Annotated in this window: 9 protein-coding genes; 3 read left to right on the top strand and 6 right to left on the bottom strand. The window is 68.1% G+C overall.

Features of this window, described 5'->3' with window-relative positions:
* Nucleotides 1-18 precede the first annotated feature (18 nt).
* Nucleotides 19-1,320, bottom strand: coding sequence for an FAD-dependent oxidoreductase (locus LGM71_RS19480; protein ID WP_226115986.1), 1,302 nt, complete (start codon nucleotides 1,318-1,320; stop codon nucleotides 19-21).
* A 330-nt stretch (nucleotides 1,321-1,650) separates the two neighbouring features.
* Here LGM71_RS19480 and purL point away from each other — a divergent pair, with 330 nt between their 5' ends.
* Nucleotides 1,651-5,715, top strand: a complete 4,065-nt coding sequence (purL, locus tag LGM71_RS19485) for a phosphoribosylformylglycinamidine synthase (protein ID WP_226115989.1) — start codon at nucleotides 1,651-1,653, stop codon at nucleotides 5,713-5,715.
* Nucleotides 5,715-6,257, top strand: a complete 543-nt coding sequence (locus tag LGM71_RS19490; protein ID WP_226115991.1) for a GNAT family N-acetyltransferase — start codon at nucleotides 5,715-5,717, stop codon at nucleotides 6,255-6,257. The genes purL and LGM71_RS19490 overlap by 1 nt, the downstream gene beginning before the upstream one ends.
* A 165-nt stretch (nucleotides 6,258-6,422) precedes the next feature.
* Here LGM71_RS19490 and LGM71_RS19495 read toward each other — a convergent pair whose 3' ends face one another.
* The 5 genes from LGM71_RS19495 to LGM71_RS19515 form a co-directional block, all read right to left on the bottom strand.
* Entirely contained in the window at nucleotides 6,423-7,205 is a 783-nt protein-coding gene (locus tag LGM71_RS19495) for a peptidylprolyl isomerase (RefSeq protein ID WP_226115993.1), read from the bottom strand.
* Between the two features lie 18 nt (nucleotides 7,206-7,223).
* Nucleotides 7,224-7,532, bottom strand: coding sequence for a BolA family protein (locus tag LGM71_RS19500; RefSeq protein ID WP_226115995.1), 309 nt, complete (start codon nucleotides 7,530-7,532; stop codon nucleotides 7,224-7,226).
* A gap of 1 nt (nucleotide 7,533) precedes the next feature.
* On the bottom strand, nucleotides 7,534-8,064 hold the full coding sequence (locus tag LGM71_RS19505; protein ID WP_059604168.1) for a septation protein A: 531 nt from the start codon (nucleotides 8,062-8,064) through the stop codon (nucleotides 7,534-7,536).
* A gap of 124 nt (nucleotides 8,065-8,188) precedes the next feature.
* Nucleotides 8,189-8,620: a peptide-methionine (R)-S-oxide reductase MsrB gene (gene msrB / locus LGM71_RS19510; protein WP_059529717.1), complete on the bottom strand. Its 432-nt coding sequence runs from the start codon at nucleotides 8,618-8,620 to the stop codon at nucleotides 8,189-8,191.
* A gap of 38 nt (nucleotides 8,621-8,658) precedes the next feature.
* The gene (locus LGM71_RS19515) at nucleotides 8,659-10,227 is read right to left on the bottom strand and encodes a protein adenylyltransferase SelO (RefSeq protein WP_226115997.1); all 1,569 of its coding nucleotides are present in this window, start codon (nucleotides 10,225-10,227) and stop codon (nucleotides 8,659-8,661) included.
* Between the two features lie 154 nt (nucleotides 10,228-10,381).
* Between LGM71_RS19515 and LGM71_RS19520 the strand changes: the two genes are divergently transcribed.
* Entirely contained in the window at nucleotides 10,382-12,025 is a 1,644-nt protein-coding gene (locus tag LGM71_RS19520) for a 3-(methylthio)propionyl-CoA ligase (RefSeq protein WP_226115999.1), read from the top strand.
* Nucleotides 12,026-12,132 lie beyond the last annotated feature (107 nt).

Genomic DNA, 12,132 nt, shown 5'->3' on the forward strand with positions numbered 1-12,132 from the left:
GGGACGGGCCCGAGGCGGTCAGGTCGCGAAGCGCGTGGCGCTCAGCGCGGCGAGCGTGTCGGCGGGCCACTGCTGCGTGTCGCCGCTCAGACAGTCGGTCACCACTTTAGCAGACCCGCACGCGAGGCCCCAACCGGCCGGGCCGTGCCCGAAATTGACGAATACGCGCGGATGCGGGGTCGGACCGACGACTGGCAGGCCGTCCGGCGACAGCAGTTGCGTGCCCTGCCACGACAGGGCGGCGGAAATCTTCGCGGCGCCCGGCACCCAGTCGTGGACGGCCTGGCCGAGCAGCGCGAGCGCGGCCTCGGACAGCGGCTCGGGGAGCGGCTTCGCGGTGTCGGCGAGGCTCTGCAGCACGGCGCCGCCGCCGATGCGCAGCCGCTGGTGGGTGCGCGTGATGGAGATCCGCTTGATCGAATCGACGACGCTCAGGTGCGGCGCATGTTCTTCGTACGCGACGGGGGCGGTCAGCGTATGCGCGCGCACCGGATGCAGCGGCAGCCGCCAGCCGAGCCGCTCCAGCAGCGGCAGGCTGCCGGCGCCCGCGGCGACCACGATCGCGTCGGCCGACATCACGTCGACCTCGTGCGCCTTCGTCGCGCGCCGGCCGCCGGCCGGCGCGAGCTCGACCGCGGCCCGGCCGGAGTCGACGCGGATCGCGGCGACGTCCGCGCCGAAGCGGAACTGCACGCCGTGCTCGTCGAGCGTCTGCTTGACCAGTTTTGCGAACAGCGGGCAGTTTCCGGTGCGTTCGGTCTCGAGCAGCACGCCGCCGGCAAAGCCGGGCTCGGCCGGCACCGAAGGCTCGAGCGCCGCGCATTCGTCGGCCGTGAGCACCCGGTACGGCTGGTCGAGCGCACGCAACAGGTCGAGTGCCGGTTGCAGCGCTTCCCAGTCGCGCGGGTCGCGCACGACGTGCAGGATCCCGGGTTTCTGCTCGAATTCGAGCTGGAAGCGCGCCTCGATGTCGGCGAGCGACTCGCGCGACGCGTCGATCAGCGGGCGCAGCCGCGCATACTGCGCGGCGAATGCGTCGGGCTCGCGCAGCGCGGCGAGTTGCTTGACGAAGCGGCGCACGCCGCCGTTGAAGCCCGGCTTGTAGACGATGCCGGTGTCGCGCGGCTGGCGCTGGCGCATGAAGGTCGGGCCGAACCAGACGTCGAGCGGGCTCGGCAGCAGCGTGCCGCCGTCGCCGTAGGTCGCGCCCTGCGCGACGGTCGCGTGGCGTTCGACCATGCATACGCGATGGCCGGTCGCGCGCAGCTGGTAGGCGGTGGCGACGCCGCTGATTCCGCCGCCGATGACAATGACATCCATGAATTGCTTCGATGACGGGCGGCGTGCATGCCGCCCGGTGAGGATTTGCTGACGGGCTCCCGGCCCGGTGAACCAGGAATGATAGCGCCAAAATCGCGCGAACCGGGCTCGCGCGACCTCGTCCGATTCCGCCGCCGGGTGGTTGCCGGCTACCGCGGCCGCGCGCGCCGGCCTGGCGGGCCGTTGCGTGCGGCGGATGCCGGCGCACCGTCGCGGTGCGTGACGGGTCCCGATCAGCCGGTCTGGGATGGCCGACTTCCGGGTATAATTACGGCCTTCCTTTCGCCCCACGTCGCCACCTTGCGCGACTCATCGACGTCAGTCCAGCCCATGGCTCACTTCTCGTGTTTTCCCGGCGCTTCGGCCCTCTCCGATTTCCGTCAAACCCGTCTGCTCGACACGCTCAGGCAAATCGACGCCAACATTGTCGCGGTGCGCGGCCAGTTCCTGCACTTCGTCAATGCGGCCGAGCCGCTGTCGGCCGACGACAGCGCACGCATCGACGCGCTGATGCACTACGGCGCGCCGTTCGAGCCGGCGGCCGAGAAGGGCACGGCCGAGACCTTCGTCGTGCTGCCGCGCTTCGGCACGGTTTCGCCGTGGGCGAGCAAGGCGACCGACATCGCGCAGCACTGCGGCCTCACGCAAGTGCGCCGCATCGAGCGGGGCGTCGAATTCACGGTCACGCTGAAGTCGGGCCTGCTCGGCGGCAAGAAGGCGCTGTCCGACGACGCGCGCGCAGCCGTCGCGGCCGCGCTGCATGACCGGATGACCGAAAGCGTGGTCGCCACGCGCGACGACGCGAAGCACCTGTTCGACGAACTGCCGGCCAAGCCGCTCGAGATCGTCGACGTGCTGGGCGTCGGCCGTGGCGCGCTTGAGCGCGCGAACGTCGAGCTGGGCCTCGCGCTCGCCGACGACGAGATCGACTACCTGGTCGACGCGTTCCGCAAGCTCGAACGAAACCCGACCGACGTCGAACTGATGATGTTCGCGCAGGCGAACAGCGAGCATTGCCGCCACAAGATCTTCAACGCGCAGTGGACGATCGACGGTGAAGCACAGGACATGTCGCTGTTCGCGATGATCCGCAACACGGAGAAGCTGAGCCCGCAAGGCACGATCGTCGCGTATTCGGACAACTCGTCGATCATGGTCGGCGCCGAAGCCGAGCGCTGGTTCCCGCGCAACGCGGGCGCGGCCGGCGAGCCGGGCGAACGCTACGGTCGTCACACCGAGCTCACCCACACGCTGATGAAGGTCGAGACGCACAATCACCCGACGGCGATCTCGCCGTTCCCGGGCGCGGCGACCGGCGCGGGCGGCGAAATCCGCGACGAAGGCGCGACGGGCCGCGGTGCGCGTCCGAAGGCCGGCCTCACGGGCTTCACCGTGTCGAACCTCGATCTGCCGGACGCACGCCAGTCGTGGGAAAACGCACGCGACGCGGCCCAGCCGGTCGGCGAGCGCAACCCGAACGATGCGCACGGCCCGTACGGCCGCCCGGACCGCATCGCGTCGCCGCTGCAGATCATGATCGACGGCCCGCTCGGCGGCGCCGCGTTCAACAACGAATTCGGCCGTCCGAACCTCGGCGGCTACTTCCGCGTGTACGAGCAGAACGTCGGCGGCCAGGTGCGCGGCTATCACAAGCCGATCATGATCGCGGGCGGCCTCGGCAACATCGCGGATCAACACACGCACAAGCACGACGTGCCGGCAGGCTCGCTGCTGATCCAGATCGGCGGCCCGGGCATGCGGATCGGCATGGGCGGCGGCGCGGCGAGCTCGATGGCGACCGGCGCGAACACGGCCGAACTCGACTTCGACTCGGTGCAGCGCGGCAACCCGGAAATCGAGCGGCGCGCGCAGGAAGTGATCAACGGCTGCTGGCAGCTCGGCGCGGAAAACCCGATCCTGAGCATCCACGACGTCGGCGCGGGCGGCCTGTCGAACGCATTCCCCGAAATCGTCGACGGCGCGGGCAAGGGCGCGCGCTTCGAACTGCGCAAGGTCGCGCTCGAGGAATCGGGCCTGTCGCCGCGTGAAATCTGGTCGAACGAAGCGCAGGAGCGCTACGTGCTCGCCATCGCGCCGGCCGACCTGCCGCGCTTCGAGGCGATCTGCGCACGCGAGCGCTGCCCGTTCGCGGTGGTCGGCGTCGCGACCGACGAACGCCAGCTGAAGCTCGTCGACGACGAAGCGACGGGCGTCGAGGAATTCCCGGTCGACATGCCGATGGAAGTGCTGCTCGGCAAGCCGCCGCGCATGCATCGCGACGTCACGCGTGTGACGACGGAGCGCGCGCCGGTCGACGTGACGGGCATCGCGCTGTCGGAAGTCGCCGTCGACGTGCTGAAGCACCCGACGGTCGGCAGCAAGTCGTTCCTGATCACGATCGGCGACCGTTCGGTCGGCGGCACGTCGGTGCGCGACCAGATGGTCGGCCCGTGGCAGGTGCCGGTGGCCGACTGCGCGGTGACCGCGCTCGACTACGCGGGCTTCAAGGGCGAGGCGATGACGATGGCCGAGCGCACGCCGCTCGCGGTGATCGACGCGCCGGCATCGGGCCGCATGGCCGTCGGCGAGGCGATCACGAACATCGCGAGCGCACCGATCGCGTCGCTCGACAAGCTGAAGCTGTCGGCGAACTGGATGGCCGCGTGCGGCACGGCCGGCGAGGATGCCGCGCTGTTCGACACGGTCAAGGCGATCGGCATGGAGCTGTGCCCGGCGCTCGGGATCGGCATCCCGGTCGGCAAGGATTCGCTGTCGATGAAAACCAAGTGGGACGAGCAGGGCGTCGCGAAGGAAGTGGTGTCGCCGGTGTCGCTGATCATCTCCGCGTTCGCACCGGTCGAGGATGTGCGCCGCCATCTGACGCCGCAACTGCGCCGCGTCGCCGACGCGGGCGACAGCGTGCTGATCGCGATCGATCTTGGCCGCGGCAAGAACCGGATGGGTGGCAGCATCTTCGCGCAGGTCACGCAGCAGGTCGGCGACACGACGCCGGACGTCGACGATCCGGAAGACCTCAAGCGCTTCTTCAACGCGATCCAGTCGCTCAATGCACAAGACAAGCTGCTCGCGTATCACGACCGCTCGGACGGCGGCCTGTGGGCGACGGTGTGCGAAATGGCGTTCGCGGGCCACGCGGGCGTGTCGCTGAACGTCGATATGCTGACGCTCGACCCGAATCACGAATCGGACTACGGCGACGCGAAGGACTGGGCGAAGCAGACGAGCGGCCGTCGCGAGGATCGCACGCTGCGCGCGCTGTTCTCGGAGGAACTCGGCGCCGTCGTGCAGGTGCGCGCGGCCGATCGCGACGCGGTGCTCGGCGCGCTGCGCGAGTTCGGCCTGTCGGCCTGCTCGCACGTGATCGGCACGGTCAACGATCGCGACGTGATCGAGGTGTACCGCGACGCGAAGAAGGTGTTCGACGCGCCGCGCGCTGAACTCCATCGAGCATGGAGCGAAGTGAGCTGGCGCATCGCGCGCCTGCGCGACAACCCCGCCTGCGCGGACGCGGAATACGACGCGCTGCTCGACGCGGCCGACCCGGGCATCTCGCCGGTGCTGAGCTTCGATCCGGCCGACGACATCGCCGCACCGTTCATCGCGACGGGCGCGCGCCCGCGTGTCGCGATCCTGCGCGAGCAGGGCGTGAACTCGCATCTGGAAACGGCATATGCGTTCGACCGCGCGGGCTTCGACGCGCACGACGTGCACATGAGCGACCTGCTGGCCGGCCGCGCGACGCTCGCCGATTTCGCGGGCGCGGTGGCATGCGGCGGCTTCTCGTACGGCGACGTGCTGGGTGCGGGCGAGGGCTGGGCGAAGACGATCCGCTTCAACGCGCAGCTCGCCGACATGTTCTCGGCCTTCTTCGCGCGTCCCGACACGTTCGCGCTCGGCATCTGCAACGGTTGCCAGATGCTGTCGAGCCTTGCGTCGATGATTCCGGGCGCGGAGGCATGGCCGAAGTTCACGCGCAACAAGTCCGAGCAGTTCGAGGCGCGCTTCTCGTTCGTGGAAGTGGAGAAGTCGCCGTCGATCTTCTTCGCGGGGATGGAAGGCTCGCGGATTCCGGTGGCGGTCGCGCACGGCGAAGGCTATGCGGACTTCTCGCAGCAGGGCGACATCGATCGCGTCGCGGTCGCGATGCGCTACGTCGACCACCGTGGCGAGGCGACCGAACGTTATCCGTTCAACCCGAACGGCTCGCCGGCCGGCATCACGTCGGTCACGACGGCCGACGGCCGCTTCTCGGTGCTGATGCCGCACATGGAGCGCGTGCACCGCACGGTCACGATGAGCTGGCATCCGGAAGGCTGGGGTGAAGCGAGCCCCTGGATGCGCGTGTTCCGTAACGCACGCCGCTGGATCGGCTGATGTTCGATCCGCACGCACCGGTCGAGATCGTCACGCTGCGCGACGAACGCGCGAGCGATGTCGATGCGATCGGTCGCGTGATCATGGCCGCGTTCGCGGACGAGCCGCAGCAGGGTCGATTCGAACGGCAGATCGTCGATGCGCTGCGCGCGGAGGGTGTGCTCAGCGTGTCGCTCGTTGCGGAGCGCGACGAGCGCGTGATCGGTCACGTCGCGTTTTCGCCGGTGTCGATCGGTGGCGAGCCGGCTGGCAGCCAGCAGTGGTACGGGCTCGCGCCGCTCGCGGTGCTGCCCGAATGCCAGCGGCAGAGCATCGGCGCGGGGCTCGTGCGCACGGGGCTCGACGCGTTGCGCCGGCTCGGTGCGCGCGGCTGCGTCGTGCTCGGCGATCCCGCGTATTACGCGCGTTTCGACTTTGTGCGGTCCGGCGATCTGGTGTTCCCGGATGCGCCGCCCGAGTATTTTCTCGCGCTGTCGTTCGACGAAGCCGCGCCGCGGCCGTCGGGCGAGGTCCGCTACCACGATGTGTTCTATCCGGCATAGCGGTTCACCGCGCTGCCCGTCCGCGATTCCGCAGTCCTGAAAAGCCGCCGTGAAGCGGCTTTTTCCTTGCGCGGTCGCCGCGTGGGCCGGCCCACCACAAGCATGCGTGAAAAAGAAAAAGGCCGCTCCGGGGAGCGGCCTTTGCGTGGGCGATCGTCGCCGACGTTACTGGATCTTCGCCTGCTGGCGCAGGCCTTCCTCGAACGCCTGCAGCTTCTGCTGCACGAGCTGCTGCGCGATCTGCGCCTTCACCTGGTCGAACGGCGGCGGGGCGATGTCGCGTACGTCGTCGACACGGATGATGTGCCAGCCGAACTGCGTCTTCACCGGCGCGTCGGTCATCTGGCCTTTCTGGAGCTTCTGCGCGGCGGCCGCGAATTCCGGCACGTACGCCTTCGGATCGGACCAGTCGAGGTCGCCGCCATTCTTGCCCGAGCCCGGGTCCTTCGAGTACTGCTTGGCCAGATCCTCGAACTTCGCGCCGGCCTTGATCTTCGCGATCAGGTCCTTCGCCTGTTGCTCGCTGTCGACGAGGATGTGGTGCAGGTGATACTCGCGGTTGCCGCCGGCGCCCTTCACGAGATCGTCATAGCGCGCCTTCACTTCCGCGTCGCTCGGCTGGTTCTTCTTCAGGAAGCTCTCGATCATCGAGCGCAGCACCACCGTCTGCTGCGCGACGGCGACCTGCGCCTTCACGTCCGGACGGTTCGGGATGCCTTCGCGGATCGCTTCCTGCATCAGGATTTCGCGGTTCACGAGTTCCTGGCGCACGGCTTGCTGCAGCTGCGGGCTGTCGGTCTGGCCTTGCTGGACGAGTTGCGCGACCATCGCGTCGGCGCGCGACTTCGGAATCGGCGTGCCGTTGACGACGGCGATGTTCTGGGCGAATGCCGGTGCCGCTGCAAATGCAGCCGCCGCGACCCACAGGCGGGGGGATTTCAGGATCATCGGGAATTCCTGTTGAGACTAGATTGAAGATTCGTTGAATTCTTCGGGCGTATAAGCCACGATCGCGAGCGCATGAATGCCGCGCTGCATCGCATCAGCGAGCGCATCATACACCAGCCGGTGCCGCGCGACGCGCGGCTTGCCCGCGAAGGCGGCCGACACGATCGTCACGGTGTAATGGCCGCCGGCGGCCGCGCCGGCGTGGCCCGCATGCTGCGCGCTGTCGTCGCGCACCGCGAGCGACAGCGGCGCGAGCGATGCGGTCAGGCGCGCTTCGATCAGCGCGATGCGTTCGCCGGGCGATGCTTGGAGAAAGGCGTCGTTCATGTCACTCGTCCTTCATGTACTTCGTGAGCCACAGGCTCTGCAGGATGATGAACACGACCATCGCGCCCGTCGTGCCGAACAGCTTGAAGTTCACCCACTGCGATTCGGTGTAGTTGTGCACCACGTACAGGTTCGCGACGCCGAGCACCGCGAAGAACAGCGCCCACGCGACGTTCAGCTTGTCCCACACGGGGTGCGGCAGCGTGAGCTGCTTGCCCATCATCTTCTCGATCAGGTTGTTGCCGAACGCATAGCGTGCGGCGAGCAGCCCGATCGCAAACAGCCAGTACAGCACAGTCGGTTTCCATTGGATGAATTTCTCGTCATGCAGGACGAGGGTGGCGCCACCGAAGACGACGATCACGCCGAGACTGACCCACAGCATCGTGTCGACCTTCCGGTGCCGGAAGGCGACCCACGCGACCTGGGCCAGTGTCGCGACGATCGCGACGGCGGTGGCGGTGAAGATGCCCCAGACCTTGAAGGCGGCGAAAAACAGGATGATCGGAAACAGATCGAACAGGAATTTCATGGCGCTCGCAGCTGCGTGAAAGGCCGCATCGCGCGGCCTTTCACCGTTGTGGGGACCCGCCAGGCGCCACCGTCCGGGATCGGGGCAGCCGGGAAGGCTGTCCGACCGATTCGTCCGGTGCCGCTCATTCGTTTTCGGGTCGGGACTCGAAGTTTAACGCAGCCGAATTGATGCAGTACCGCAAACCGGTCTTGTCGCGCGGGCCGTCCTCGAACACGTGGCCGAGATGCGCGCCGCAATGGTTGCAGCGGACCTCGACGCGCACCATGCCGTGCGAGCGGTCGATCTTCTCGTCGATCACCTCGCCGTTGAGCGGCTTGAAGTAGCTGGGCCAGCCGCAGCCCGAATGGAATTTGGCGCCGGATTCGAACAGCGGCGTGCTGCAGACGACGCATTTGTAGATGCCGGCGTCCTCGGTGTCGGTGTATTCGCCGGTGAAGGCCCGCTCGGTCGCCGCATGCTGCGTGACCTCGTACTGCATCGGCGTGAGCCGACGGCGCAGTTCGGCGTCGTCCTTCTGGTACGGGAAGGTCTTGTCGTCGGAATCGTGTGACATGTGGGTGTTCTCCTGATCGGTCGGTCGGGTCGTGCGGGTCACGACGAGCAGCTCACTTCGAGCGACCCGGCCCAGTCTGGCGGCAATGCCGCATACGCTTCGTGTTCCGGTTGTTCGTCGTATGGCCGGCGCAGCACCTGCGCGAGTCGCTCGACTTCGGAAAAATCCTTTTCCTTCGCGCGCCGGATCGCGACTTCGGCCAAATGGTTGCGCAGCACGTATTTCGGATTCACGCGATTCATCGCGGCCGCGCGGGCCGCGTCGTCGCGCGTTTCCTCGGACAGCCGGGCGCGATAGAGGTTCGCCCAAGCGTCGAATGCGTCGCGATCGATGAACAGGTCGCGCACCGGCGCGTCGCGGCTCGCGTCGTGTTTCGACAGCTGCGCGAGCCGGCGGAACGTCAGCGTGAAGTCCGCATGGCTTGCGTGCATCGTTTCGAGCAGCTTGTTCGCGAGCTCGGCGTCGTTCTCGCGCTCGAGTTCGAGGCCGAGCTTCGCGCGCATCGCGCGTTCGAGCGCGGGGCCGAAGCGTTCGGGAAATCTTGCGAGCACGGCCTGCGCGTCGTCGACCGCGCGCTCGGCGCGCGCATCGTCGTCGGCGATCCCGTGCTGCAGCCCGATCAGCGGCAGCAGCGCCTGCGCGAGGCAGTAGCAGTTCCAGTGCGCGATGCGCGGCTGCATCCGGTACGCGTAGCGGCCGCTCGTGTCGGAGTGATTGCAGATGTGGTTCGCGTCGAACGCGTCGACGAAGCCGAATGGGCCGTAGTCGATCGTCATGCCGAGGATCGACATGTTGTCGGTGTTCATCACGCCGTGGCAGAAGCCGACCGCTTGCCACTGCGCGACGAGGTCGGCCGTGCGCAGCGTCGCGGCTTCGAGCAGCGCGAGGTACGGATCGTCGGCGTCGCGGCATGCCGGATAGAAGCGATCGATCACGTGATCGGCGAGCTGGCGCAGCAGGTCCGGACGATCGTTCGAGAAGAAATGCTCGAAGTGGCCGAAGCGCACGAAGCTCTCCGATACGCGCGTGACGACCGCTGACGTCTCGATCTCCTCGCGCACCACCGGCTGGTCGGAGCCGATCACCGTGAGCGCGCGGGTGGTCGGGATGCCGAGGTGATGCATGGCTTCCGAACACAGGAATTCGCGGATCGACGAGCGCAGCACCGCGCGGCCGTCGCCCATCCGCGAATACGGTGTGCGGCCGCCGCCCTTGATCTGCAGTTCGTAGCGCTGGCCGTTCGTGTCGGGGAGTTCGCCGATCGTCAGCGCGCGGCCGTCGCCGAGCTGGCCGGCCCACACGCCGAACTGGTGGCCGGAATACACCGACGCGTACGGCATCGCGCTCGCGGGCCAGTCGCGCGTCGGGTTGCCGGCGAAGAGCTCGGCGAACCCGGGCTGCTGGCCAATCGACACCGGCAGGCCGAGCAGGTGCGCGACTTCGTCGGAAAAGCCGACGACGTACGGCGCGGGCAGCGGTGCGGCCGGCAGCCGCGTATGAAACGCATCGCCGAGCGTGACGAACGCGCCGGCGGCCGGCGCACCGAGCGTCGCGGCGAGGTCGGGAAGAGTGTCAGCCGTATCGGCTGCGCTTCGGGAAAACGACATGTTGAGCGCCTCTGGGTAAGCCGATATTGTAAGGCGGCGCCGCGCCGCCCGCATGGCGGCCCGCGCGCCTTGCGCCAGGCCTGTCCGGGGCCGCAAGCTGGCGCACCGCTTCGAGGCTGGTCACCGATTCGCGTCCTTCCGGGAGAACAAGACGATGGGTAAGCCGTTGCTGGGCCAGATGATGGACATGCCGTTGCTGGTGTCGTCGCTGATCGCGCACGCCGCGCGTTACGCGGGCGACACGGAGATCGTGTCGAGGCGGGTGGAAGGCGACCTGCATCGCTACACGTACCGCGACTGCGAGCAGCGCGCGAAGCGGCTCGCGCAGGCGCTCGCGCGGCTCGGCGTCGAATCGGGCGACCGCGTCGGCACGCTGGCCTGGAACGGCTACCGGCATCTGGAGGCGTACTACGGGATCGGCGGGATGGGCGCCGTGTGCCACACGATCAACCCGCGCCTCTTTCCCGAGCAGATCGCCTACATCGTCAATCACGCGGAAGACCGCTACGTCTGCTTCGACATCAATTTCGCGCCGCTGGTCGACGCGATCGCGCCGCAGTGTCCGCACGTGAAAGGCTGGATCGCGATGACCGACGCTGCGCACCTGCCGTCCGGCGCGACGCCGTTCCTGTGCTACGAAACGCTCGTCGACGCCGAGGACGGCCGCTACGACTGGCCGCGTCTCGACGAGCTGCAGGCGTCCGGGCTGTGCTACACGTCGGGCACGACCGGCAACCCGAAGGGCGTGCTGTATTCGCATCGCTCGACTGTGCTGCACGCGTACGGCGCAGCGCTGCCCGACGCGATGAACCTGTCGGCGCTCGACGCCGTGCTGCCCGTCGTGCCGATGTTTCACGTGAACGCGTGGGGGCTGCCGTATGCGGTGCCGCTCACGGGCGGCAAGCTCGTGCTGCCCGGCAAGGATCTCGACGGCAGGTCGCTGTACGAACTGATGGAGGCCGAACGCGTGACGTTTTCCGCGGGCGTGCCGACCGTGTGGCTCGGGCTGCTGAACTACATGCGCGAGGCCGGCGTGCGTTTCTCGACGCTGAACCGCACGGTGATCGGCGGCTCCGCGTGCCCGCCCGCGATGCTGCGCACGTTCGAGGACGAATACGGCGTGCGCGTGATCCACGCGTGGGGGATGACTGAGCTGTCGCCGCTCGGCACGCTCGCGACGCTGAACTGGGCGCAGTCGCAGCGGCCGCTCGACGCGCAGCGCCGGTTGCTGGAGAAGCAGGGGCGCGTGATCTGCGGTGTCGACATGCGGATCGTCGGCGACGACGGCAACGAGTTGCCGTGGGACGGCGTCGCGTTCGGCGAACTGCAGGTGCGCGGGCCCTGGGTGATCGATCGCTACTTCAGGAGCGATACGTCGCCGCTGTCGGGCGGCTGGTTCCCGACCGGCGACGTCGCGACGATCGACCCCGACGGCTTCCTGCAGATCACCGACCGCAGCAAGGACGTGATCAAGTCCGGCGGCGAGTGGATCAGCTCGATCGACATCGAGAACGTCGCGATCGCGCACCCGGGCGTGGCCGAAGCCGCGTGCATCGCGTGCGCGCACCCGAAATGGACCGAGCGTCCACTGCTGGTCGTGGTACCGCGCGAAGGGGCGAACCTGACGCGTGACGCGCTGCTCGCGTTTTACGAGGGCAAGGTCGCGAAGTGGTGGGTGCCCGACGACGTCGTGTTCGTCGAATCGCTGCCGCACACCGCGACCGGCAAGCTGCAGAAGCTGAAGCTGCGCGAGACGTTCCGCGACTACGTGCTGCCGACGGCGGTCGGCGAGCCGTAAGCCACTGCCGGCGACGGCCCGCCGCGCGGTCTCCCGATCCGGCCCCGGATCGGGAAAAATTCAAATTGAACGACCGTGCTTTTTCGTTGTATGCTGCCTCCGTTCGA

This window comes from Burkholderia sp. AU33545 (genome assembly GCF_020419685.1).
Classification (GTDB): Bacteria; Pseudomonadota; Gammaproteobacteria; order Burkholderiales; family Burkholderiaceae; genus Burkholderia; species Burkholderia diffusa.